This window comes from Pseudoalteromonas sp. NZS100_1 (assembly GCF_015864285.1).
Classification (GTDB): Bacteria; Pseudomonadota; Gammaproteobacteria; order Enterobacterales; family Alteromonadaceae; genus Pseudoalteromonas; species Pseudoalteromonas arctica.
In genome coordinates this window covers 24757-50538 of record NZ_JADYXN010000009.1, presented here as the reverse complement: position 1 = coordinate 50538, position 25782 = coordinate 24757, and the positions used below count along the sequence as shown (strand labels likewise).

Below are 25782 nucleotides of genomic sequence, written 5' to 3'. Positions count from 1 at the left end.
TGTGTCCTTGTTGTGTATTTTTATTTTTTAATTAGTCAGTTCAGCCGACTCGACGGCATTGCTATATTGCAACTGCCATTGTGCTCGTAAGGTATCCATGATGTTCATAATTCTTAAGCTAGTACCCAGTGGTAATACGCTGCTTTGGGTTTGTTTTTGTAATATACACTGCGTGACATGTGCAATTTCAAACTTAAAGTTTTCATCGTCGCTAAAGTCGTATTCAAAGTATTGCGGGTCTTGGTCGTTTATGTGTAGCTCTAGCGTTTTTGCACCTACAAACTGAGGTATTCGAATATAGCCAAGCTCACCATTAATACATGCTTCTGTTGGGCCATTTTGCTGCAGTGCGCTAGCAAGAGATGCAAATTGCCCGTTACCGTAATCAACTATAGCAGTGCTTCGCTCATCAACGCCGGTTGTGCTTTTATATACAAAGGATTTGATGTGTTCAGGGGCTTTATTAAATACCACATCAGCAATCGAAATAGGGTAAATACCTAAATCGAGCAGGGCGCCACCCGCTGTTACAGGATTCATTAATCGGTGAGTGTCGGCAAAGCTGCCAGGTAAACTAAAGTTGGCATTAACACTGTGCACATTACCAATAACACCTTCACTTAGGAGTTGTTGTAATTTTACTATGGCTGGTAAAAATCGCATCCAAACGCCTTCCATTAAAAAGCAGTTTTGTTGCTTGGCAAGCTCAGTGAGGTTTTGCAATTGCTTAGCATTAACGGTAATCGGTTTTTCGCTTAGCACGTGCTTATTGTGTGTTAAGCATTGGGCGATAGTTTTAAAGTGTTGATCGTGCGTATTGGCAATATAAATAGCGTCAATGTTTGGGCATTGAATAAGTGCTTGATAGCTCTCATAGCCTTGAATATTGTACGATGTGGCAAATTCTTTAGCGCGCTGCATACTCGTTGATGCAGCGCCAATAAGCTGTGCATCACTGCAATGCGCAATGCTTTTAGCAAAGGTGTGAGCTATATTGCCACACCCAATAATTCCCCAATTAACCTTTGCCATGCTTATTCCTTAAGTTTATTTAAAAAGACGTAATTTGTAATCCTGAACCCGCTGAACATACGTAAATATCAGCATTTAAATTAAAGCGTTCAAAGTAATGCTTTTCTACCGCTGCTTTAATAAGAGGTACTTCCGCATCACGACATAAACATACAATCGCGCCACCAAAACCACCCCCTGTCATACGAACTGCGCCACGCTCGCCCATCGCTTCTTTACAAATTTCTACTAGGCCATCGGTTGCAGGTACGGTTACTTCAAAATCGTGTTTAAGCGATTGATGCGATGCAGCCATTAGCGTACGAAGTGCATCCATATCATTATTTTGTAGTGCAGTTGTTGCTGCAATTACACGGTCGTTTTCGCTAATTACGTGGTGTGCACGTTTGTATTCGTTTTCACTCAATGCGTCTTTTGTTGCTTCAAGCGTGGCCATGGTTGCTTTACGAAGTGTTTCTACACCCATTTTTACAGCAGCTTGTTCGCAGTCAATGCGGCGCTGGTTGTATTCGCTATCAACCAACTTACGCGGGTAGTTAGAGTTAACAATAACAATATTTAAATCATCAGGAACTTTAACTGATTTAGTTGCTAGGTTTTCACAGTCGATTAATAGTGCATGCCCATTTTCGCCTTTAGCTGAAATAAGCTGATCCATAATGCCGCATTGGCAATGCATAAAGTCATTTTCGGCTTCTTGGCCAAATAGCGCAATTTGCTCTGGCGGTAAACCAAGCTGTGCAATATGGTTAAACATACCGCCTACAGCAACTTCTAGTGCGGCCGATGACGACAAGCCACTACCTTGCGGTAAGTTGCTGTCAATAAGTAGGTCGGCGCCGCGCAGTGTGTAGCCCGCTCTTTTAAGAACGTAAGTCACAGCACGAATGTAGTTACCCCATTGCGATTGGCCTTCAGTGATTTCTTCATCAACGCTAAAGCTGTCTTTTTCGCCTGGGTAATTTAAAGAATGCACAGTGATAATATTGTCGTCGCGCTCTTTAAACATTACTTGGGTACGAAACTCTAACGAACACGGTAAAACAAAACCGTCGTTGTAGTCGGTAAATTCGCCAATGAGGTTTACACGCCCCGGTGCTGCTGCAATACCTTGAGCAGGCGCGCCATACAGTGACAAAAATTGTTGTTGGAATTCGTTAAGCTTCATCTGTGTGTCCTGCTGTATCTTTATAGTGTGTTGTACTGGCTGCTTTTAAAATAGAAGCAGCGGTTTCTGCGCTTAAATCGCGTTGGCTTTCGCCTAGCATTTCGTAGCCTACCATGTGTTTTTTAACAGTAGCAGAGCGAAGTAGCGGCGGATAAAAGTGTGCATGCAAACGCCAATGTTGCTCATCAGAGCCTCTGTTAGCCGGTGCATTGTGCCATCCCATTGAGTATGGGAAGCTGCAATTAAATACGTTGTCGTACTTAGTGGTTAATACTTTAAGTGCCTGAGCCAAAGAGTCGGTTTGCGCATCGTTTAGCTGGCTAAAGTTTTGAATATTGTCTTTAGTTACTAGCATTGTTTCAAACGGCCACGCTGCCCAAAATGGCACAACAACAAGCCAATGTTCGTTTTCAAATACAACACGTGTTTGATCTGCTTGTTCTTTTTGCGCGTAATCGGCAAGCATGGCTGTGCCATGCTTTTTATAATAGGCAAGCTGCTGGTTATCTTCGGCTTCTATTTCGGTTGATAAATGCGAGTGAGCCCATACTTGGCCGTGAGGATGAGGTTGCGAACAACCCATGATCTCGCCTTTATTTTCAAAAACTTGTACGCATTCGTACTGCTGTGCAAGCTCTGTATAATTTTGTTTCCAGGTTTTTACTACTTCGTGCAATGCGTTTTGGCTAAGCTCTGGTAGTGTTTTATTATGCTCTGGAGAAAAACAAATTACGCGGCATTCGCCACTGGCTTCGTCGGCAATAAATAAATCGCTGTCTGATTCTAAGCTTTGTAATTGCTCGCTGGCATTAGGCGTTAATGCGCCAAAGTCATTTCTAAATACGTGTGTGTATTTGTAATCAGGGTTACTGTCGCCATTTGCACGGGTATTACTTGGGCAAAGTGGGCAGCTGTCATCATGTTTTGGTAATACGTTTTCGTTAACGGCTTCTGTTGCGCCTAACCATGGGCGGTTATTACGATGTGGTGACACTAATACCCAACGACCCGTTAGCGGATTTTTACGTCTGTGAGTACTTTCTAATAAAGCCATATTAACTCTCCAACCCACTTGGGTAATTAGTTTGCCAGCGCCATGTGTCATTTGTCATGTCGCTAAGTGTTAGTTCTGCGTGCCAGTTAAGTGTGTTTTGCGCTTTTGTGGCATCGGCGTAGTTACAGGCAATATCACCTGCTCGGCGCGGTGCAATTTGATAAGGAATATCTTTATTGGCTGATGCGCTAAATGCTTTGATCATATCAAGCACAGAATAACCTTGCCCTGTGCCTAGGTTGTAAGCATGGAAGGCGGTATCTGTTTTATGCTGCATAAATGCCGCAACATGACCTTTCGCTAAATCTAAAACATGAATATAGTCGCGCACGCCTGTGCCATCTTCGGTGTCGTAGTCGCCACCAAAAATATTAACCACGTCGCGTTTGCCTACTGCAGTTTGAGCAATAAATGGCATTAAGTTATTAGGAATACCATTAGGGCTTTCACCTAATAAACCACTTGGGTGTGCACCTACTGGGTTAAAATAACGAAGCGCAATACCCATAAATTGACTGTTGGCATTACATACGTCTTGCATGGCTTGTTCAACCATGACTTTAGTCCAACCATAAGGGTTAGTTGCGCGTATAGGATGCTTTTCGTCAATAGGGAGGTAGTCTGGCTCGCCGTACACAGTAGCCGATGAGCTAAATATAATATGGTTAACGCCTTCATCTTGCATGTTTTGTAGCATGCTTAATGTGCCCGACACATTATTTTGATAATAACGCAGCGGTTGCTCGGTAGATTCGCCAACGGCTTTTAAAGCCGCAAAGTGAAAAACAGCTTCGGCTTTAGTATGTTTTAGGGCGAGTTTAAATTGTTGCTCGTCTTGTATGTCGCCCAAAATAAACTCAAACCGAGTACCTGTAATCTTTTCGAGTTGGTCAAGTACCCGCGCACTTGCATTAGACAAGTTATCATAAATAACAGGCGTAATACCTGCTTCATGCAATGCAATACATGTGTGGCTACCTATGTAACCCATGCCGCCAGTAACTAAAACTTTCATGTTATTTCTCGAAAAGTGTATTTATATGATAAATACTACTATTAAGGTGGTTTAAAAACAATAGTTATGATTGTTGGGTAATTCAAATAAAAGCATAAAAAATATTCAGCTTAAACACTCATCTGCCTTTTAAAGGAATGCTTTTATATTAACTAACATAGGCTTAGCTTTATCAATTAATTCTATAAACTGATTCAACTATTGGCCTAATTATCAGCAGTAAGTCGGGATGCTAATATAGCGAAAATAAAGTAAGGAGAGATCAACATGAACAAAAAAATTTTACTTACCGGTGCTACCGATGGCATTGGGCTAGAAACTGCAAAGATGTTATTAGCACAAGGTCACACCGTATTATTACATGGCCGCAGCCAAGCAAAGCTAAATGCGCTACAAGTAGCTTTAACCGAGCAATACCCAAATGCAAGTACACATACTTATATTGCTGATTTAAGCGATATGAGCCAAGTTCAAACTTTGGCAAAAAATGTATTAGCCGATTTGGCCGAAAATAATAACCAGCTTGACGTACTTATTAATAATGCAGGCGTTTATCAATTAGTTGATGCTACAACAATTGACGGCCTTGATGCTCGCTTTGTTGTAAACACGATTGCGCCATATCTTCTTACAAAACTATTGTTACCTGTTCTTGGTCATGATTCGCGAGTGGTTAATGTGTCATCAGCTGCGCAATCAAGCGTTAACTTAAATGCACTTATAGGTAACACTGAACTTTCTGATAGTGCGGCTTATGCACAAAGTAAATTGGCTATTACTATGTGGTCGCGTCATTTAGGGCTGGAGCTTAAAGATACTGGGCCATTAGTTGTATCGGTAAACCCTAAATCGTTACTAGGAAGTAAAATGGTAAAAGACGCTTACGGTATAGATGGCGGCGATTTAAAAATTGGCGCAGATATTTTTTGTCGCGCAGCGCTTAGGGATGAATTTAAAGATGCCGCAGGTCTGTATTTTGATAACGATACAGGACGCTTTGCGCTTCCTCATGTTGATGCACTTAATAATGCTAAAAATCAACAACTAGTAGATACGTTAGACAGTATTTTAGCACAACTTAAATTAGGCAAAGCATAATGAAAAATCATGTTACCTGGACAGTACAAGGCCAAATTAAAGAAGGTAAATACGATGAATTTTTATTGATAATGGCGCAATTAGTTGCTTTGGCTAAAAGTGAAGCCGGCACTTTAATGTATGAGTGGACAGTAAGTGAAGACAAACGCAGTGTACATATTTACGAGCGTTACCAAGATGAAGATGCTGCTAAAGTGCACCTTGCTGGTTGGGACAAAAGTGGCCCACTATTTTTAAGCGTAGTTGATATGGATAAAATAACGGTATTTAGTCAACTATCAAAAGAGTTTGCGCAAGCCTTTGCAGGCCTAAGCACTGTATTTATGAAACCAGTAGGTGGTTTTGTAAAGTTTTAGAAAAAATACCCATTGTTGCTCTAAAGAGCTCACCTCATCAGTGAGCTCTTTTTTTAGTGGCATTACTGCTCTTGCTGCAAACGCTCGTATAGCCAATCTTTTAATTCTGTACGTTCGTGTTTTAGCTGATGCATTTGCTCATCGCTTATGGGCGCATCTTTGAGCTCTAACACTCTAATTTCTTTGTCTAGCTTATCGTACTTATCTGCTTTTTTTGCAAACTCAGTATCGCTTTCATTTAGCTTGGCAATGGTATTTAAATACTCTGGAAAGTCATTAGTGAGTGAGTGGTCTTCGCCTAACATATTCGCTCCTTAGTAGGATATAAATGAGCTCACAAGTAAGTGAGTTGTATAAGTGAATTACTGCCTTTCATATAATACACTGGGGCTTACATAGATATAATTCAACCATTGAGCCGCTAATTTGATGCAGCTCAAACAATCTGTTTATTTTGCTCAGTAAGATATTTCACCAAAGTATTTAATAGAGCGATCAATATACGCACGTACTTTAGAGGTCAATAATTTATTGTTGGGGTATACAGCCTAAATAGGAGTATTAACTACTCGTAAAAAGCTTAGGGTTCGATATTATTGCTCAAGCTGCAAGGAATCTCTGGCTAGAGAAAATAAATTTAAATATCACCATGATTCAATACGTTAATAAATCTCTTAACCAGAGTTCAGGTTAAGTAAACTAATACCTGCTAAAGGCTTTTAAGCATTTTAGCTAAAATAGTTAATTTTTAACGCTTTTTGCTAATTTATGTTGGTTAATTAATAGTGGTAGAATGCAGCGCTTAGTACCACTTGTGTGAAGTAAGTGGTCAATAATTTATAAGGTTTGTTGTGTAATGCTGTTGATGATCGACAACTACGACTCGTTTACTTACAACTTAGTGCAATATTTTCAGCGTTTAGATCAAGACGTTTTAGTGAAACGTAATGACGAGCTAAGCATTGCACAAATAAAGCAGTTGAACCCGAAACACATCGTGTTATCGCCGGGGCCATGCACGCCTAACGAAGCGGGTATTTCGTTAAATGTTGTTGAGCAACTAAAAGGGCAATATCCTATTTTAGGGATTTGCTTGGGACATCAAACTATCGCGCAAGCTTTAGGTGGAGATGTAATTCGTGCTAAAAAAGTAATGCACGGTAAAACATCACCCATAGTTCATACTAATAAAGGGGTGTTTAAAGGCTTAGCTAACCCGTTAACAGTATGTCGTTATCATTCTTTAGTGGTTAAAGAGCGAACTTTGCCTAAAGAGCTTGAAGTAACCGCATGGACTCAGACTGAGCAAGGCGAGTTTGACGAAATTATGGGGTTACTTCATAAAGAACTAGCAATCGAAGGTGTGCAGTTTCACCCCGAAGCTATTCTAACTGATCAAGGCTTAGAACTGCTTGATAACTTTTTAACTCGCTTCTAATGTTATAATACACAGAGCATTTAATACTTTATTAATGGATGTCATGACTGAACTTGTAGCGCAACAGCGTACTGCCAAAATACTAAGCCAACGGGCTCATGACTTATTGCTTGGGCACAGCTTTGCGCATCAGCAAATTGGTTTCATCCATACATTAGATATAGATTACGGCGAACCCATGAAGCAGCGCACCTTGCTTCAGGTTGAAGTGGCCGCGCAAAATAAACGCCAGCAAAGCAGTACTGCACATCATAAGTACCGCGCTCAAGCGAGTGAGCAACTGCACAAAACAATTGAAACAGCTATATATAAGCAGCTCGAAGATATAGATGGCGTAATTCACAGCACTATAGGTATTGAAGATGGCATTGCCAATATACTCGACATATTAGCTGTAAAGTCAGCGTCGGTAGGGCGTTTAGAGCCACTGGTTAATGATATAAGCTGGTTGGGTAGAGAGTTAGTAACGCTTGTTAATTTACCTTACTACCGTAATCAACGTAGTAAAAACACGTCTGTAAAAGTAGATAAACCATCGCTTGCCCTTCGTTATATTGGCCTTGATAACTTACAGCTTGTTATTCCTACATTTGCTGCCCGTCATTGGATGCCACATAGCACCGAACCATTTTCATTATTAAAACGCCGGCTACGCGACAGCGCGATGGCAAACGCGATTGCTGCGCAAAAAATTGCACAAATTAATAATGTGAATGACGTACATGCATTTACCCTTGGAATGCTTTTAGATGTAGGACGAATTGCATTAGTGCGCTTGTACTTAAAAACGTTTGAGAAAGTATGGCAACGCAAAGTGCAGTTAGCCCGAAATGAAAACCAAAAAGATTTACACACCGCATTATTAGAGCTACAACCCGATCCGCTATTTTTAACTACTCTACTTAGCAATAAGTCGATAGAAGTAAGCGCGAAGGTAATAGACAAAATGGCTTTTAAATATTTACCGTTTAAAGGTGTAATGCAGCAGCTAGTAAATGGGGTAGATAAAGGCGATACATTACTGCCATTAACAGAAGTAATGCTAAAGGCACGTTGCTACTCTCAATATCTTAATTTAAAAGAGCATCAACTTATTGAGCCCGATGAAACTCTAAGCTGGTTTTCGTACTTTAAGTTCACTAAAACGGAACTAAAAACCCTCCAATCGAGTAATTTTACCAATTTAGCTATTCAAATTGACTAAAAATCTGAATTTTTTGTTAATTTTTTTGCGACTAACCATTCATTCTCACTCTATTGTTATATTGCATATTTGCCGATTAAAGCATGCGCGCCTTGGTGCTCATGCGGTTAGTTGTTTAAAAATAAGCATAAATAGCTATGCAAATAGTTATTCACTATCTATGAAATAATATCTTTAGCCCTTTATTTTCAAGGGATACATGAAAGTTTTTAACGAGACAGATATAAGTAATTCTGAAATAATGTGCGTCTGAAAATTGAACCACAAAGCAATTTTGCGCAATTATCAGGTTACTGATCTTGCCTATAAAGTTGGTTACAAATATTAACCAAACACCTATTTTGATGTTTTGTGTTGCTCACAATTAAGAGGAAATAAAATGACAGTCAATCGCGAATTATTTGATCACGTAATGGTTCCTAACTACGCACCTTCAAGCGTAATTCCTGTTCGAGGCGAAGGTTCTCGCGTCTGGGATCAACAAGGTCGAGAGTTTATCGACTTTGCTGGTGGTATTGCAGTTAACTGTCTTGGCCATTGTCACCCTGCATTAGTAGGCGCATTAAAAGAGCAAGGCGAAAAAATCTGGCATCTATCAAATGTAATGACCAATGAGCCGGCACTTCGCCTAGCTAAAAAAATGGTTGATGCTACATTTGCTGAAAAAGTTTACTTTGCCAACTCAGGCGCAGAAGCAAACGAAGCAGCGCTTAAATTAGCGCGTCGTTTTGCACTTGATAAGTTTGGCGCAGAAAAATCACAAATCATCGCGTTTAACAAAGGTTTCCACGGTCGTACATTCTTTACCGTAACTGTTGGTGGCCAAGCTGCATATTCAGATGGTTTTGGTCCTAAGCCTGGCGACATTGTACATTGTGATTACAACGACCTAGCTGCTTTTGAAGCGCTTATCAGCGATAAAACATGTGCCGTAATGATGGAACCTCTTCAAGGTGAAGGCGGTATTGTTTCACCAACTGACGAGTTTGCTCAAGGCGTTCGCGATTTATGTACTAAACATAACGCACTGCTTATTTTTGATGAAGTTCAAACAGGTGTTGGCCGTACTGGCGATTTATACGCATACCAAGGCTTAAACATAGTACCTGATATTTTAACTTCAGCTAAAGCACTTGGCGGCGGTTTCCCTATTGGCGCTATGATCACAACAACTGAAATTGCACAGCATCTTAAAGTAGGTACTCATGGTTCTACTTATGGCGGCAACCCGCTTGCGTGTGCTGTTGCAGAAGCTGCATTTGATACAGTAAATACCCCAGAAGTACTTGCTGGCGTAAAAGCTAAAGCAGCATTATTTAATGAACTACTTACTGCGGTTAACGACAAATACAACGTATTTAGCGAAATCCGTGGCCAAGGTTTATTAATTGGTGCAGTAGTGAACGAGCAATATAAAGGTCGTGCAAAAGAGTTTTTAGTGGCAGGGACTGAGCAAGGCCTTATGTCATTAGTTGCTGGTGCAGACGTAATACGTTTCACTCCATCTTTAGTAATTCCTGAAGCGGACATTCGCGAAGGTATGGCACGCTTTGAAAAAGCAGTAGCAAGCGTAGTAAACGCATAAGCGACTTAAGCCAACCAATTAAGGGCAAGCACTGCTTGCCCTGCAATTCCTATTTACCGTTATTTATAAGGGAGCAAGCGGACTCATGATGATCCTTCGCCCAATCCAGCAAAATGATTATTCAGCATTACTGAAAATTGCCCACGAATCAGGGCATGGTTTTACGTCTTTGCCATTAAACGAAGAACTATTGCAAAAAAAGATCGACCATTCAGTAAGCTCTTTTGCTAAACAAACGTCACAACCTGGTGACGAAGGCTACCTGTTTGTTCTTGAAGATAGCGAAACCGGTGACGTTGTAGGAACATCTGCAATTGAAGCTGCGGTAGGGCTTGATGATGCATTTTATCATTATCACTTAAGTAAAGTGATTCACTCTTCGCGCACATTAGACGTATACAAAGCGGTTGATATTCTAACGCTATGTAACGACTACACAGGTGCTACAGAGCTTTGCACATTGTTTTTAAAAGATGGTTATCGTAAAAATTGTAACGGTAAGCTACTTTCAAAAGCGCGCTTTATGTTTATAAAACAGCATCAAGAGCGTTTTGCGCAAACAGTAATCGCAGAAATGCGCGGTGTGTCTGACGAAAACGGCAGCAGCCCTTTTTGGCAGTGGCTTGAAGAGCACTTCTTCTCAATGGATTTTCCAACAGCTGATTACCTAACAGGTATTGGCCAAAAGGTTTTCATTGCTGAATTAATGCCTAAATACCCAATTTACGTAAACTTGCTAAGTAAAGATGCGCAAGCCGTAATAGGTAAAGTACACGACAACACTCGCCCAGCAATCGAGTTATTAAAAAGCGAAGGCTTTACGTTTAATGGCTACGTAGACATTTTTGACGGCGGCCCAACGGTTGAAGCAAAAGTAGATAACATTGCGACTATTCGTAATGCACGTAACTTTAACGTTGAAATTGGCGAAATGACTGGCGACACCATGGTGTTACTAGCTAACGAAAAGCTTAATGACTTTAGAGCAACCGTTGCACCAATGACATTTGACGAGCGCGCAAAAAGCCTTATTTTATCGCAAGAAATAGCAGATGCACTGCATTTGCAAACTGGCGATATTGTTAGTGCAACCACGATTTAATTTAGGAGAAAGTATATGACTCATCCTGCACAATTTATAAATGGTCAATGGTCACAAGGCCAAGGCACAGAATTTAATTCAGTAAACCCTGCAAATAACGACGTTATTTGGCAGGCTTCATCGGCAACTGCGGCGCAAGTAGACACCGCAGTAAATGCAGCGCGCGAAGCGTTTTATGCATGGGCTGATAAAAGCTTTACTGAGCGCTTGGAAATAATTAAAGCATTTGCAGCGCAATTAAAAGAAAACAGCGAAGAGCTCGCTATTACTATTGCACAAGAAACAGGTAAGCCATTGTGGGAAACTCGCACAGAAGCGGGTGCTATGGTTGGTAAAATTGCCATTTCTGAAAAAGCATTTTTAGAGCGCACTGGCGACGTAGAAAACGCAATGCCACTTGGCCGTGCGATGATTCGTCATAAGCCACATGGTGTTGTAGCCGTATTTGGTCCGTATAACTTTCCTGGTCACTTACCTAATGGCCACATTGTGCCAGCGCTTTTAGCAGGTAACACGGTTGTGTTTAAACCGTCTGAACTTACTCCTAAAGTAGCTGAGCTTACGCTTAAACTGTGGGAAAAAGCAGGCTTACCAGCAGGTGTCATTAACCTTGTACAAGGTGAAGTAGAAACGGGTAAAGCCCTTGCTGCTCACAAAGGTATTGATGGCTTGTTCTTTACGGGTTCTTCGCGTACTGGTCATATTTTACATGAACAGTTTGCGGGTCAACCTGGCAAAATTTTAGCGCTAGAAATGGGTGGTAATAATCCACTTATTATTACTGACGTTGAAGACACTAAAGCGGTTGTTCACGATATTATTCAATCAGCGTTTATCTCAAGCGGCCAGCGTTGTACGTGTGCACGTAAACTATTTTTACCAACTGGTAGCAAAGGCGATGTGATACTGGAGCGTTTAATCACAGCAACTAAAGCGATTAAAGTAGGTAATTATGACGATGCAGACCAGCCATTTATGGGCTCTATGATCTCATCAGCTGCAGCTGCGGGTATGGTTAAAGCGCAAAACGAGCTTGTTGAGCTTGGTGGTGAAGTATTAGTAGAACTTGAGCACACAGCTAATACCGGTTTTGTAACACCAGGTATTATTGAGTGTACAAATATTAGTGACTTCCCAGATGAAGAGCATTTTGGACCACTTTTAAAAGTATTCCGCTTTGACGACTTTGACCAAGCCATTGATAAAGCAAACGATACAACCTTTGGTTTATCGGCTGGTTTATTAAGTGATAGTGCAGCAGATTACGACTATTTCTTACGTCGTATTCGTGCAGGTATTGTTAACTGGAATCGCCCAATTACTGGCGCATCAAGCGCAGCACCGTTTGGTGGTATTGGCGCATCGGGCAACCACAGAGCAAGCGCGTATTACGCAGCCGATTACTGTGCATACCCTGTTGCTTCGGTAGAGCTTGAAAAAGTAGCGATGCCAGCAACACTAAGCCCAGGCTTAAAAATAGATTAAGTAGTAATACTACTTAATCATTATAAAAGCAGCTTCGGCTGCTTTTTTTGTATTGCTAACGCGCAAAGCTAGCAATCAACAGCGCTTTCTGCTTAAATCAAAAATAATTAATTATACAAAGGTGGTACAAAAATGGTTTTAGATAGGCAAGGGTACGATGATTTGATCATGTATCTAACTCAAAATTTAGCATTGTTTGAGAAGCCAGGCGAAATAAAACCAGGTGCCCCAACAGTAATGGAATTAATCGAAGACGTTATTGCACAAAATGTGATGCTTATTTGCGAGCAGCACACAAACCTCAACACAGAGCAGCGTAGCCAAATTGTACGTGAAGTTGATGGCATAGTTTACGATTTAGAAGAAGTCCTCAGCAGCATCACCTCACAGCCTGTCACGGTTGAACAGCATGCCTTTATAGATGAATTTGCAGGTTTAGTAAAAAACCTCTTTGATAGCGCTTTAACACAACAATCTTAGCCATTTTATAGCCCTGCGTTGCATTTTCATTTGCAACTACGGCTAACTTGCTTACAATCAAGAAAATATTTTTTTGAGATATAACAATGCAAGCAAATGTAAAATGGGTTGAAGGCGATACGTTTATTGGTCGTTCTAATTCTAACCACAATGTTGTGTTTGATGGCGGCAGCGATAGTGCAGCACCAAGCCCAATGGAAATGGTTTTAATGTCAGTTGGCTGTTGTTCATCAGTTGATGTGGTTAGTATTTTAAAAAAAGCCAAACAAGATTTTTCAGATGTACAAGTACAACTAAGTGCAGAGCGCGCCGAAACAGCCCCACGTGTGTTTACCAAAATCAACTTACACTTTGTTGTTAAAGGCAATAATGTGTCTGAAAAGCACCTTGCACGCGCGGTTTCACTCTCTGCTGAAAAGTATTGTTCAGTTGCATTAATGCTTGATAAAACAGTAGAAATTACGCATAGCCACGAAGTTGTGCAAGATCAAGCAAAATAACGCTTTTTCCACGAGGGAAATTCGTATAAAATCCGCGAACTTTTCATTCTGCAGGTGCAGAACCCACTAATTTATAGGTTGGTTTATTATGAACAAACCCTTCGATAAACTTAAACTTCATGGCTTTAACAATTTAACCAAAAGTTTAAGCTTTAGTATTTATGATATTTGTTACGCAAAGACCGAGCAACAACGTAAAGAATATATTGAATATATCGATGAGCAGTACAGTGCAGATAGACTAACCGACATTTTAGGTGAAGTTGTTGATATTATTGGTGCTAACATTTTAAATGTAGCGCGCCAAGATTATGAACCGCAAGGCGCAAGTGTAACTATTTTGGTTTCAGAAGAACCAGTAGAAGAACAGCAAAATTACGATGCTGACGAAGCACCAGGCCCATTACCTGATTCAGTTGTTGCGCACCTAGATAAAAGCCACATTTGTGTACACACATACCCAGAAGCTCACCCTGATGATGGTATTTGTACATTCCGTGCTGATATTGAAGTGTCTACTTGTGGCATTATTTCGCCACTTAAAGCGTTAAACTTCTTAATTCATAGCCTTGAATCAGACGTAGTAACAATTGACTACCGCGTTCGTGGTTTTACCCGCGACATAAACGGTGTTAAGCACTACATTGATCATGCTATTAGCTCGATTCAAAACTTCATGACAGAAGATACAAAAGAAGCGTACCAAATGATGGACGTGAATGTGTATCAAGAAAACCTGTTCCATACCAAAATGATGTTAAAAGAAACCGATCTAAACACGTATTTGTTCGGCCTTTCTACGGCAGATTTATCAGAGGGCGAAGAAGACGAAATTCGCTCAAAGCTGACCCGTGAAATGCAAGAAATATTCTATGGCCGTAACCTGCCAGATACAGAATAATAGCAACGAATTAAATTAAAAATGGCGCTCAGTGAGCGCCATTTTTTTATACTTTATTTTACAAGCAATAGCTGTGTTTGTCGGCCATTTAAATACCAGACACCGCTTTTATCAAAAATAGCATCTTCCTCTAGCATTATTCTTATTTCTTTATTCCACTGTTTTATAAACACAGCATTGTTAAGCTCAATTGAGTAAGCCGTATTTAAATGTAGCGGATAGTCACCATTTCCCGGTACACCTTGCTGAGAATCCCACATACCTAATGTAGTGCCAGCAGCGTGGCCATGATAGCCAAGAGGATGAGTATAAATAGTGGGTTTTAATCCCTGATCAATAGCGGCTTTTCGTGCTGCAGCTAAAACCTCATTACCGGTTTTACCTACCGCAAATTGATTGGTAAATATGTCTTGTAGTTTATTACCGCTTTTTAGTGCTTCAACTAAGTAACTAGGCGCACTTATTTCGTTTTCTTTGAGCACATACGCATGCTGCTGCGTGTCGGTATTTAAGCGTAAATAAGTAATCCCAAAATCTACATGAAGCAAGTCACCGGCTTGTATAACGTTATCATCGTAGCCATTGGTAAAGCTTTCTTCATGATCGAACGACTTCGCATCGGCGCGCTGAATAGCAATACTTGGGTGAAACCATGTTTGTAGTTTGAGCTCTTTTACGCGCTCTCTAAACCACCATACCAAGTCATCGTTAGTTGTTTCACCAACCGTAATTGTTTTACCCGAAAACCCCTCTGCAATAATATGATGGGCAATAGCGACAATATGTTTATACATTTTAACTTCTTCAGGAATGCGTTGCTCTAACCACGCAACAGCAAGCGGCTCTGCAGAAATTATTTTATTGTGATAAGTGGCGGGCAAGTTAGCCATTAAGGTTTTGTAATCGCCTAGCACAAGGCCATCGGCATGTGCCCAGTCGGTAGAAGTATTAAGCGCAATGTTGCGAGGTTTGTATTGCTCAATAAGTGTATTGAGTGCTTCCCACTGGCTTGGTTGTGTTTGTTTATCCCACCCTTTTTTAAATACGTTACCTATTTTATAAGGCGCAATAGCGTAAGCATCAACACCACCTTGTTTATTAAGTGCAAATAGCAAAATAGTGGTGCGTCTGGCTGAAAGCCATGTTGCAGGCAGCATTGTTTTTAATATTGGATCTTCGTTATATTCACGACTTATAAGTAGCCACATATCAGTGCTGTGCTGCTTCATTAATGAGGGCATTAAGGTATTAACTCTAAGCTCAGTTATTTTATCTATAAACGTAGCGCGCTCTTTCATCGATAAAATAGCGGGAGCGTCATCAGCTTTAACAAAGAGGCTTAAAACAAGCGTAGTTAGCAAGCTTACGTAAAGTAGGAGTTGTTTAGTAAAGTGCATAATTGTTTTATTTTTAGGCTAGTTAATTTATAACATGCCTGAAGAGCGACTATAAAAAAACAATTTGAGATAAACAGCACACAAAAAAGCCCAGCTAAAAAGTAGCCGGGCTTTTGTATAAACAGTTTTATTACTTAAGCATACTGTATAAAAGTGCAAATACAGCAAGTGAGCCAACCGCTAATATAAATAGCGTGCTAAAGCGATTTCGGTATTTATTAAGTGCAGGTACTTTATAAACTGCAATCATTGGCATAATGAATAAAATCATCGCAATGATAGGGCCCGATAACTGATCCATCATGTCTAAAATACTTGGATTTTTAACAGCACAAAACCAAATAGCTAAAAACATGATTAACACACCAATTTTATCGGTAACGCCAGCGCTTAAGCCTGTTTGTTTAGTTACTAATCCTGTAAAGCTTTCGCGTGCACCTAAAAAATGACCCAAAAACGACGATGTAATAGCAATAAAGGCCACAAGCGGCCCAAGCGTGGCAATAAACGAGTTATCAGTAATATTAGCAAGGTAGGATAAAACCGATACGTTAGCTGCTTTAGCTGCGGCCATTTGCTCGCCTGTAAGCGACAGCACGCAAGAGAACACAAATAACAGTACAAAGGTAATAAGTAGTAAGCTAGTGCGCTTTAAAATCGCCTCAGACTTATGTGTAGCTTGTTCACCGTAGTGACCGCGTTGCACGTTTACAAAGCTTGAGATAGCCGCTGCGTGGCTAAACGAAAACACAATAATAGGGATCGATAACCACAACGTTTTACCAAAGCTGCCCATTTCAGGCATTGTCATATCTGGCATTTGCCAGCTTGGGATTAAATAAAGTGATAAAAAGAACAATATACCCACAAGCGGGTAAACTAAAATAGTAAAGGCACGCAGCATTAAGCGCTCGCCGCCCATCATTAAGCTAATCATACCTGCAACTAATACACCCGAAAGCAACACGCGAGAAGGTGATTCCATCCCCATTTGATTAACCATAAAGCTATCAACGGTATTAGTTAAGCCCACACCGTAAATAAGCAAAATTGGGAATATAGATAAAAAGTATAATAAAGAAATTAACCGCCCCGCAGTCACACCAAAGTGCTCTTCAACTACGTCGGTAAAATCGGCATCTTTATTTTTTGATGAAAGTACAAAACGCGCTAGTCCACGGTGTGCACAAAAGGTCATTGGAAATGCTAAGCATGCCAAAATAATTAACGGCCAAAAACCGCCAATACCAATGTTAATAGGTAAAAATAAAATACCCGCACCAACGGCGGTACCAAAAAGGCTTAAAGTCCACTGCGTATCGTGCAGATTCCATTTAGAAGTGGGTGTGTTTGAAGGTGTGTGTGCACCTGTTGTTGATGCATTTGAAAGCGTTGCATCTTGAGATGTTGTCATGTGTGTGTTTATCCATTATTTAAATAATAATCGCGCGCAAGAATATAGTTTTTAGCTAAAAATTTCATGTTTTGAGAGGATTTGTAGACTAATTAATTAGACCAAATTGAAGGGTAAGTGTCATGAATACGAAACAGCGGTGTAAAAGTGAGCAAACCCTAAGCGGCAGCACCACATTACAATTTTAAAGTAGGTTGGTTAGAGCGCAGCGAAACCCAACACGCTATAGCGTCATGCTAGCAGCAAAGCCGAGATAGGCGGTTCTCATAACGTAAAAATAGGGACTGGTCATTTTTATTGGTTTTCATTTAAAAATCAAAATCTGCTCCGAAAAGCTGTTAATTAGAAGCCATTGATCTGAACTTCATAGGAGATTTTTATTAAACTCCGTTATACTTCCTGCAATTAAATATGCCAAACGAAGTAAATAGGCCACTAACTGCAATGAGCAAAGAGATTCTCTTCCATACTACTTTTGCGCACGAAACCAGTAAAACATGGGTTGTATTTGTCCATGGAGCAGGTGGTAGTTCGGCAATTTGGTTTCGTCAGCTTAAAGCTTATAAAAAAGAATATAATGTATTGTTGCTAGATCTTCGTGGTCACGGTAAATCGAATAATTTAGTACAAAACTTTGTTGATAATAATTATTCATTTGATAATGTCTCTAAAGACATCATAGATGTGTTAGATCATAACAATATCACCAGCGCACACTTTGTTGGTATTTCATTGGGCACAATTATTATTCGAAATATTGCTGAAATTGCGCCGCAATATGTTTCTAGCATGGTGCTAGGTGGAGCGGTTACTCGTTTTAATACGCGCAGTAATACATTGGTTTATTTAGGCAATACTTTTAAACACTTCTTGCCTTATATGTGGCTGTATCGCTTATTTGCTTTTATTATGATGCCGAAAAAGCGCCATAAAGAATCTCGACTTTTGTTTGTTCGTGAAGCAAAACGCTTGTGCCAAAAAGAGTTTATAAAATGGTTTAAATTAGCCATGGACGTAAACCCTTTAATGCAATACTTCAAAGAAAAAGACATTGATATTCCCATTCTTTACATTATGGGCAAAGAAGATCATATGTTCCTTGGCCCTGTTAAAGAAATGGTTAAGCGTCATAAAAATAGCGTACTGCAAACTATTCACCATTGCGGCCATGTCTGTAATGTAGAGCGCCCCGACTTATTCAATCAGCATTCGCTTGCTTTTATCGCCCAACAAAATCGTTAAGGGTTGTCGCTTTTAGAAAGCTTTCAGTCAATGGTAGGTACTTAGTAAATTGGATTAGGTCATTCTTTTTGGCTTTATCCTTAGGCTAAAAACATAGCTTTACTCGATGTCACACTGATAAGTTAAAACCAAATTGCCTAATAACTTAATGAGATACAACGGAAATTTAGACTACGAAGGACTGCGAATTGATTTAATCAATGTGCTGTGTCTAATGCTAGGTCCACACCTAAAATATGCCATTTAGATATTTCTACCCTCATCAAAGTTCTAATTAAAGCAACACCAAACACTTTGTTATATTCCGCGCAAAAGTACAGTAATCAGTTGCTTCAAAATAGACACTCAGCTATGGTTTGATTACAAATTGAAGTAAAAACGAGTTGATTTATAGGCTCGTCGGTAATCCCTCCATTAAAAATGGGGGGATTACCCGTCTATCTACATGGAGGTTATCATCGATATTTTAGCTCCAATTTTCTATGATCAGGATCCAAAAAAAGTAACGCTGGTCTGGGTTGCAGAGGGAGCTGAAGTTAATGTTGGTGACATTCTTTTTAGTGTCGAAATTACTTCTCATCATTTCAATGAATATCCCGAAAGCTTCTCACCTAGTGATCTTGACGTCCGTGCTGAATATAGAGGAATGATTTACGGTATTGGAATTAAACCTGGCGATATATTAAGTTCAAGTCAAATTGTTATGAAAATCTGCCGAAACAGTGAAAGGTTGAAGTCAAATAAAGTAATCAAATTCTTTCTTCTTCTAGGGGGGCTGCTTACGTCATATGCATTAATTTCTTTGTATTTAGGAGAAATGGAAGTAGTTAGTAAACTAACCTCTAGAACTATTACCATTAGAGGAAGTGATTTGTATTTTTTTGTGTTTACCCTAATATGTTGGGGTCTAAGTATATTTTTATTTGGACTTCCAATTAGGTATCCTAAAAATATTGATGACAAAGAGGTTGACTCATTAAACTATGATGAATACTCAAAACTGTACAAGGATTTAGCGTTACCAAAAGATATAATATGTGGCATCCTCTTGTTGTGTGGGATTATCAGTGTACTTACATGCTCGTTAATAATTTACTTTAAATAAAATAATATGATTAAAATGAAAAGAATAGAGTCAGCTCTCTCTTTTTAACAATTATCAAAACAAGCTCTAATGATTTGATTTAAAATGGAATTACTAAATATAGCTAAGATATCTATTCTGCTTTATTGAGCCCTGTAATTGCTAGCTTAGTAGCTTTCATTGCATACCAATAGTAAAGGCTTAGTGGTGTTAGAGAGATACGTGAAAGTAACTTAAATAAGCTTGCATATTTGTATAGTTGTTAAAAGGTTTTTGCGTAGCGTTGATATAAATCGTGTGGTCGATGATAAGTTATACGAAGAGCTTCAAGAGGCACTCGCCCTAGCTGATTTTTATTTTGACGGTATTGTGACCGACTGGTTATTTCAAGTAGACTCTGATGCATCAGCCTGGCTAAACTTAATGCAAATTAATTCATTACCTGGTACGCAAGAATCAAATCCCGAGTTTACTCGTAATCTAAGGGAAATTGAGGAGCTAATTGATAGTCTTCAAAACTTTCATTGTGAGTTATTTGATGTATTTAAAGGTAGTATGATGTACTTAAAACCTAGCAAGTAATAAATTAGGCATGTTTTTTCACCGTTTGCTAGACATCAACTGGTAACATCAAAGAGTTAAAGCTACCACTTGTCTTGCTGACAACTGATAGCTAACCACTAAAAACTGCCCTTACTCTTCTATAGCACTTACAATAAAGTACGGATTTAAGTACTCATCTTTGGTGTTATAAATAAGCGGGCTGCCATCAAGCTTAGTGACTTTAGCACCGGCTATTTCGGCGATTGCATGTCCTGCACCTGTATCCCATTCGCAGGTTGGACCTAAGCGCGGGTAAATATCGGCACTGCCCTCAGCCACTAAACACAGTTTAAGTGAGCTACCTTTAGACACCATTTCAACGTCGTCAAAGCGTTTTACAAACTCGGCTAAATCGGGTGATGGGTGCGAGCGGCTGCCTACAACGCGAATTAACCCTTTGTTAGGTTTGGTGGTTACTTTAAGCTCGATTCGCTCATCGCCTTTATCTTTAAATGCACCAATGGCTTCGGCGGCTAAGTACGATACGCCGAGTGCGGGTGCATCGACTACGGCTAAAATAGGAATGCCGTTTTTAATTAGGGCGATATTTACGGTAAATTCACCGTTCTTTTTAATAAATTCTTTAGTGCCGTCGATTGGGTCAACTAACCAGTAGCTTTTCCACGTTTGGCGTACATCCCAGCTTATGTCGGCGTTTTCTTCACTGAGTATTGGAATGTCGGGTGTGAGCTGTTGAAGCCCTGCCACAATCAGTTTATGAGCTGCTAAATCGGCGTCGGTTACGGGGCTTTCATCGGCTTTGTACTCAACGTTAAAATCCTTTTCGTAAATTCCCATTATCGCTTGGCCTGCTTTGCGGGCAAGGATGAGGGTTTCTTCTAGCAGTTCGGTTTGATTCATGGGGTTAACCTATATTATGTGCTTTTGTTTTAGATACGTTATCAGTTGTGTAACCGATTGGTCTAGGGTGTTTTTACTTGTATCTAAAATTATTTCTGGATTGTTTGGCACTTCGTAGCTTGAATCGATACCGGTGAAGTGTTTTATCTCTCCAGCGCGGGCTTTTTTGTATAAGCCTTTTGGATCGCGGCTTTCGCATACATCCAGTGGGGTATCGATAAATACTTCAATAAATTCGCCTTCGTCTACTAGGCTGCGCACCATATCGCGCTCCGCTCTAAAAGGCGATATAAACGCAGTAAGTACTAACAAGCCAGCGTCGGTCATTAGTTTAGCGGTTTCGCCTACGCGGCGTATGTTTTCAATGCGGTCTTCGTCGCTAAAGCCTAGGTCTTTACATAAACCGTGGCGTACGTTGTCGCCATCGAGCAGGTAAGTGTGCGTACCTTGTTGATTAAGCGCCGCTTCTAGTGCGTTTGCTACGGTGCTTTTACCAGAGCCTGAAAAGCCGGTAAACCATAAAATAGCGGGCTTATGTTTTTTTTGCTCACTACGCTGTGCTTTTGTAGTTGCGTAGTTATGCCAAACTATATTTTCATCCATAGTGAGAGTCTCTTATGCTGTGAGCGCAGGTATTAAAACGGAAATACCAGCGGGATCAAGGTTAATACCGTGATTGAATAAATAATAGAAAGGGGTAAGCCCATCACTATGTAATCTTTTAAGCGATAGTTACCCGCGCTATAAACCATTAGATTAGTTTGATACCCAAATGGCGATATAAAGCTGGCTGATGCGCCAAAGGCAACCGCCATAATAAATGGTAGCGGGTCTACATTAAAACCAACCGCGAGTGAGTAAGCAACAGGGAACGACAAGGCAGCTGCTGCGTTATTAGTAATAAGCTCGGTAAATAATACGGTCATTAAAAATATGGCAATAAATGCGCCGTAAGGACCAAAGTCGCCAAGTACCATAAACATGGCGTCGGATATTTGCCCGGCAAGTCCGGTGCCTATCATTAACTTGGCAAGGCCAATGGCACTACCTACGACTACGAGTAACTCGATAGGAAAACGGCGTTTTACTTCGTTAAGTTTTATGGTGCCACTGAGCATTAAGCCAATCAGTAATACTAATAAGCCTTTAACCAGCGGCACTATGCCAACAATGCTTAAACCCAGTACTGCGGCAAAGCTTAGTAGCACAATGTTTGATTGTTTAGGTGCAAGGTGGGCTTGTAAGTCAAACCCTGAAATATACACAAATTCGCGCTTTAAGTTAGGCAAGGTATAAAAGTTTTTGCCTGGGGCGAGTATTAGTGAGTCGCCAGCTTGTAATTGCACTTGCCCAAGGCCGCCTTGTAAGCGGTCGTGACCACGGCGAATGGCAATAACAGCAGCATGAAATTGCTCTCTAAAGCGGGCTTCTTTTACGGTTTTGCCAATAAATTTTGAAGACTGACTTACGACTACTTCTACTAAGTGTTCTATGTCTTTTTGATGATTCTCGTGCACTACTTTTAGGCCGTCGAAACGGGTAAGTAATGGCACCGACTTTATGTCACCTACAAAAAGCAGCACGTCATCTTTTTGAATAATTTGCTGCGGGGTGACTGCGCAAATGCGGCTGCCATCGCGAATAATTTCAGCAAGGAATAAGTCTTTTAAATCACGCAGGCCGTTTTCTTCAACGGTTTGACCTATTAATTTTGAGTTTGCTTGTACTTTGCCTTCGAGGTAAAAAGGCACGACTTCTTGGTCGCTTTTACCGTTGTCGGGTAAGTATTTAAGCATTACTAAAATGGTAATTAGGCCTACGCTTAGCGCGCCTAAACCCACTAAGGTAAAGTCAAAAAAGCCCAGCGGTTCCATGCCCGCATCAACTGCAAAGCCATTAACGATTAAGTTGGTTGATGTACCAATAAGCGTAATGGTGCCGCCCAAAATAGCAGTGTACGACAGCGGTAATAATAGCTTTGAAGGGGAGTGATTAGGGTTGTCTTTTATCGCGGTAATAAGCGATGCAACAACGGCGGTATTGTTAGTAAACGACGATAAAAAGGCGGTTGATAACCCCAATTTTGTTACCGATTTTACTAAACTACCTTTAGATAGCGATTGCGCTAACTTTTGAATTAGAGTGGTTTTTTCTATTGCGGTCGACACTAACACCAATAGCACTAAGGTGATAAGCGACGGGTTAGCGTAATTAACTAACATACTTTCAAGATCGATTAGCCCTGCTAAGTAGCTGGTGCCAATGGCGCTTACAAATAACCATGCTGGATTAATACGGGTGCCAAAAAGGCACCCGACTAAGGTAAGCATAATGCCTGTTAAAACGAGCTGTTCTACCATGCTTTTAAATTCCTAACAGGCTAAAGTTAACTTATAACTTAGAAATATCAAGCGCTTGCCAATGCGGGAAGTGCTTGCGTACTAAGGTGTTAAATTCAACTTCAAATTCGCTAAAGTTACTTTGCTGTGCTTGGCTTTGCAGTACTTGTTCAATCATGCCCGCAGCAACCGTTAGGTTTGATAAGCGATCGATTAGTATAAACGAGCCTGTTTCGTGATTGCTGTGGTACTCGTCTGCCAAAATAGTTTCGGTTAGTTCAAGTGTTACAATCGCAATTTCGTTTAACTGCAGTGAGTCGCTAGTGCCGTGCTCAAGCGTGTTCACATCAATTGTGTAATCAATTTTTGTAACAATAGCTGAAGTGTTTTTGCTGCCTAGCTTTAGGTTATAGCTTTTACCTAATACTAATGGCGACTCATGCATCCACACAATTTTAGCTTGCAGCTGGTTAGTAACAACGGCCGTTGAATTTGCAGGTACTATTACGTCGCCTCGGCTAATATCAATTTCGTTATTTAGGGTAACGGTAATTGCTTGGCCTGCTTCAGCACTATCTAAATTGCCATCAAAGGTAACAATTTCTTTAATACTTGATGTTTTACCCGACGGTAATACTTTTATTGCATCGCCTACGTGTATCTTGCCCGACGTAAGTGTGCCCTGAAAACCACGGAAGTTTAAGTTAGGACGCACTACATATTGCACCGGTAGGCGCGCTTCAAAGCCTGTATCTGTTTCGGCTGCTGGCGAATCTTCTAGTAATTCTAGTAGCGGCTTGTCGGTGTAATACGGTGTATGAGCAGAGCGAGTTACTACGTTGTCGCCTTTAAGCGCCGACATAGGCACAAACTTAATGTTTGATACGTTAAGTTGCTCAGCAAATTTAAGGTAATCGGCCTTAATTTTTTCATACACGGTTTCGTCAAAATCAACGATATCCATTTTATTAACGGCAACAACAAACTGCTTAATGCCAAGCGAGTCACAAATAAAGCTGTGGCGCTTGGTTTGTACTTGCACGCCGTAACGCGCATCAACCAAAATAATGGCGACATCACTTGTTGATGCACCTGTTACCATGTTGCGCGTGTATTGCTCGTGCCCAGGCGTGTCGGCAATAATAAATTTACGCTTAGCCGTTGAAAAGTAACGGTACGCTACGTCAATGGTAATACCTTGCTCACGCTCAGCTTGTAGGCCATCAACTAATAATGCAAGGTCAAGATCTTCACCTGCATTACCTACTTTTTCGTTATCTTTATGAAGAGCAGCTAGCTGATCTTCATAAATTTGGTGGCTGTCGTGCAGCAGGCGGCCAATCAATGTTGATTTACCGTCATCTACGCTGCCACACGTAAGCATACGCAATAAGCTTTTGTCTTGTTGGCGTGCTAGGTAGGCGTCTATGCCTATTTCTTTTACTTCGTTAAATGTATCGTTATTTTGGCTAGACATTAAAAATACCCCTCACGTTTTTTCTTCTCCATTGAGCCTGCTGAATCATGGTCAATAACACGACCTTCACGTTCAGATGACGTAGATAGCAGCATTTCCTCGATGATTTCGGTTAAAGTACTTGCTGTTGACTCAACTGCACCGGTAAGTGGGTAGCAGCCTAATGTACGAAAACGTACAGATTTCATTTGCGGTACTTCACCCTCGTTAAGTGGCATACGCTCATCGTCAACCATAATTAGGGTGCCATCGCGATCAACAACAGGGCGCTCTTTTGCTAGGTAAAGCGGCACCATGTCGATGTTTTCTTGGTAAATGTATTGCCAAATATCAAGCTCAGTCCAGTTAGATAACGGGAAAACACGAATGCTTTCGCCCGGATTAACTTGGCTGTTATAAGTGTTCCAAAGCTCAGGACGTTGGTTTTTAGGGTCCCAACGGTGGTGTTTGTCGCGGAACGAATAAACACGCTCTTTTGCGCGTGATTTTTCTTCGTCGCGGCGTGCGCCACCAAATGCAGCATCAAAACCATATTTGTTAAGTGCCTGCTTTAAGCCTTGGGTTTTCATTATGTCGGTATGTTTACCCGAGCCATGCGTAAACGGGCCTACACCCATTTCAATGCCTTCTGGATTTTTGTGTACCAGTAGGTCAAAACCGTATTCTTTAGCTATACGGTCGCGAAACTCAATCATTTCACGAAACTTCCAATTGGTGTCTACGTGTAATAACGGAAACGGAATTTTTGCAGGGTAAAATGCTTTACGCGCTAAGTGCAAAAGTACCGACGAATCTTTACCAATAGAGTAAAGCATTACTGGGTTCTCAAACTCAGCGGCGACTTCGCGCATGATTTTGATACTTTCAGCTTCAAGTTGCTGAAGGTGAGTTAAAGCCATTGTTAGTCGTCCTACTAAAATGATTAAAAGTTACAAATTTAAAATTCG

At 40.5% G+C, this 25782-nt stretch carries 25 protein-coding genes; 13 read left to right on the top strand and 12 right to left on the bottom strand.

Features of this window, described 5'->3' with window-relative positions; all coding sequences use genetic code 11:
- Positions 1-27: 27 nt before the first annotated feature.
- Genes I6F66_RS08290 through galE form a run of 4 tightly spaced genes read right to left on the bottom strand, consistent with a single transcriptional unit; the run spans position 28 to position 4269 of the window.
- Positions 28-1032, bottom strand: coding sequence for a Gfo/Idh/MocA family protein (locus tag I6F66_RS08290; protein ID WP_197209086.1), 1005 nt, complete (start codon positions 1030-1032; stop codon positions 28-30).
- A gap of 19 nt (positions 1033-1051) precedes the next feature.
- Positions 1052-2200, bottom strand: coding sequence for a galactokinase (gene galK, locus I6F66_RS08285; RefSeq protein ID WP_197209085.1), 1149 nt, complete (start codon positions 2198-2200; stop codon positions 1052-1054).
- Positions 2190-3254 (bottom strand): UDP-glucose--hexose-1-phosphate uridylyltransferase, encoded by a 1065-nt coding sequence (locus I6F66_RS08280; protein ID WP_165728294.1) that lies wholly within the window; start codon positions 3252-3254, stop codon positions 2190-2192. Before I6F66_RS08280 ends, galK begins: the two co-directional genes overlap by 11 nt.
- Before the next feature lies 1 nt (position 3255).
- On the bottom strand, positions 3256-4269 hold the full coding sequence (gene galE / locus I6F66_RS08275; RefSeq protein ID WP_165740576.1) for a UDP-glucose 4-epimerase GalE: 1014 nt from the start codon (positions 4267-4269) through the stop codon (positions 3256-3258).
- A 267-nt stretch (positions 4270-4536) separates the two neighbouring features.
- Here galE and I6F66_RS08270 point away from each other — a divergent pair, with 267 nt between their 5' ends.
- A complete protein-coding gene (locus I6F66_RS08270; RefSeq protein ID WP_197209084.1) occupies positions 4537-5367 on the top strand; it encodes an SDR family NAD(P)-dependent oxidoreductase in 831 nt (276 codons plus the stop codon).
- Complete coding sequence (locus I6F66_RS08265) at positions 5367-5723, top strand: putative quinol monooxygenase (RefSeq protein ID WP_165740578.1); 357 nt, start codon at positions 5367-5369, stop codon at positions 5721-5723. The genes I6F66_RS08270 and I6F66_RS08265 overlap by 1 nt, the downstream gene beginning before the upstream one ends.
- A gap of 62 nt (positions 5724-5785) precedes the next feature.
- Here I6F66_RS08265 and I6F66_RS08260 read toward each other — a convergent pair whose 3' ends face one another.
- Positions 5786-6028 (bottom strand): YdcH family protein, encoded by a 243-nt coding sequence (locus I6F66_RS08260; protein WP_165740579.1) that lies wholly within the window; start codon positions 6026-6028, stop codon positions 5786-5788.
- 551 nt (positions 6029-6579) lie between these two features.
- Between I6F66_RS08260 and I6F66_RS08255 the strand changes: the two genes are divergently transcribed.
- The 8 genes from I6F66_RS08255 to speD all read left to right on the top strand — a co-directional run bounded on the left by I6F66_RS08255 (position 6580) and on the right by speD (position 14418).
- Positions 6580-7161 (top strand): aminodeoxychorismate/anthranilate synthase component II, encoded by a 582-nt coding sequence (locus tag I6F66_RS08255; protein ID WP_197141232.1) that lies wholly within the window; start codon positions 6580-6582, stop codon positions 7159-7161.
- Positions 7162-7204: 43 nt separating this feature from the next.
- Positions 7205-8365: an HDOD domain-containing protein gene (locus I6F66_RS08250; RefSeq protein WP_024593401.1), complete on the top strand. Its 1161-nt coding sequence runs from the start codon at positions 7205-7207 to the stop codon at positions 8363-8365.
- Between the two features lie 379 nt (positions 8366-8744).
- Entirely contained in the window at positions 8745-9950 is a 1206-nt protein-coding gene (locus tag I6F66_RS08245) for an aspartate aminotransferase family protein (RefSeq protein WP_165728288.1), read from the top strand.
- A gap of 85 nt (positions 9951-10035) precedes the next feature.
- Entirely contained in the window at positions 10036-11052 is a 1017-nt protein-coding gene (astA, locus tag I6F66_RS08240) for an arginine N-succinyltransferase (RefSeq protein ID WP_010555013.1), read from the top strand.
- A gap of 15 nt (positions 11053-11067) precedes the next feature.
- The gene (gene astD / locus I6F66_RS08235; RefSeq protein WP_197160760.1) at positions 11068-12537 is read left to right on the top strand and encodes a succinylglutamate-semialdehyde dehydrogenase; all 1470 of its coding nucleotides are present in this window, start codon (positions 11068-11070) and stop codon (positions 12535-12537) included.
- Between the two features lie 132 nt (positions 12538-12669).
- Positions 12670-13017: a DUF3802 family protein gene (locus I6F66_RS08230; protein WP_007580087.1), complete on the top strand. Its 348-nt coding sequence runs from the start codon at positions 12670-12672 to the stop codon at positions 13015-13017.
- Positions 13018-13103: 86 nt separating this feature from the next.
- Complete coding sequence (locus tag I6F66_RS08225; protein ID WP_002958863.1) at positions 13104-13517, top strand: OsmC family protein; 414 nt, start codon at positions 13104-13106, stop codon at positions 13515-13517.
- 88 nt (positions 13518-13605) lie between these two features.
- The gene (speD, locus tag I6F66_RS08220; RefSeq protein WP_007376266.1) at positions 13606-14418 is read left to right on the top strand and encodes an adenosylmethionine decarboxylase; all 813 of its coding nucleotides are present in this window, start codon (positions 13606-13608) and stop codon (positions 14416-14418) included.
- A gap of 53 nt (positions 14419-14471) precedes the next feature.
- Here speD and I6F66_RS08215 read toward each other — a convergent pair whose 3' ends face one another.
- A complete protein-coding gene (locus I6F66_RS08215; RefSeq protein ID WP_165742204.1) occupies positions 14472-15815 on the bottom strand; it encodes a M24 family metallopeptidase in 1344 nt (447 codons plus the stop codon).
- 130 nt (positions 15816-15945) lie between these two features.
- Positions 15946-17229 (bottom strand): aromatic amino acid transport family protein, encoded by a 1284-nt coding sequence (locus I6F66_RS08210; RefSeq protein WP_197209083.1) that lies wholly within the window; start codon positions 17227-17229, stop codon positions 15946-15948.
- 444 nt (positions 17230-17673) lie between these two features.
- Between I6F66_RS08210 and I6F66_RS08205 the strand changes: the two genes are divergently transcribed.
- The 3 genes from I6F66_RS08205 (at position 17674) to I6F66_RS08195 (ending at position 20137) form a co-directional block, all read left to right on the top strand.
- Positions 17674-18471 carry an alpha/beta fold hydrolase gene (locus tag I6F66_RS08205; RefSeq protein WP_197209082.1) on the top strand — a complete coding sequence of 266 codons (798 nt, stop codon included), beginning with the start codon at positions 17674-17676 and terminating at the stop codon, positions 18469-18471.
- 445 nt (positions 18472-18916) lie between these two features.
- Entirely contained in the window at positions 18917-19576 is a 660-nt protein-coding gene (locus I6F66_RS08200; RefSeq protein ID WP_197209081.1) for a hypothetical protein, read from the top strand.
- Positions 19577-19828: 252 nt separating this feature from the next.
- Entirely contained in the window at positions 19829-20137 is a 309-nt protein-coding gene (locus tag I6F66_RS08195; protein ID WP_197209080.1) for a hypothetical protein, read from the top strand.
- Between the two features lie 111 nt (positions 20138-20248).
- On the opposite strand, the gene cysQ is transcribed toward I6F66_RS08195, so the two are convergent.
- From cysQ to cysD, 5 genes are read right to left on the bottom strand one after another with little or no spacing between them, the layout of a single operon-like run.
- The gene (cysQ, locus tag I6F66_RS08190) at positions 20249-21019 is read right to left on the bottom strand and encodes a 3'(2'),5'-bisphosphate nucleotidase CysQ (RefSeq protein WP_182737591.1); all 771 of its coding nucleotides are present in this window, start codon (positions 21017-21019) and stop codon (positions 20249-20251) included.
- 9 nt (positions 21020-21028) lie between these two features.
- Positions 21029-21622: an adenylyl-sulfate kinase gene (cysC, locus tag I6F66_RS08185; protein WP_007378439.1), complete on the bottom strand. Its 594-nt coding sequence runs from the start codon at positions 21620-21622 to the stop codon at positions 21029-21031.
- Between the two features lie 32 nt (positions 21623-21654).
- A complete protein-coding gene (locus I6F66_RS08180) occupies positions 21655-23379 on the bottom strand; it encodes an SLC13 family permease (protein ID WP_197209079.1) in 1725 nt (574 codons plus the stop codon).
- Positions 23380-23410: 31 nt separating this feature from the next.
- Positions 23411-24835 (bottom strand): sulfate adenylyltransferase subunit CysN, encoded by a 1425-nt coding sequence (gene cysN / locus I6F66_RS08175; RefSeq protein ID WP_197209078.1) that lies wholly within the window; start codon positions 24833-24835, stop codon positions 23411-23413.
- On the bottom strand, positions 24835-25734 hold the full coding sequence (cysD, locus tag I6F66_RS08170; RefSeq protein ID WP_008133447.1) for a sulfate adenylyltransferase subunit CysD: 900 nt from the start codon (positions 25732-25734) through the stop codon (positions 24835-24837). The genes cysN and cysD overlap by 1 nt, the downstream gene beginning before the upstream one ends.
- Between the last annotated feature and the right edge of the window lie 48 nt (positions 25735-25782).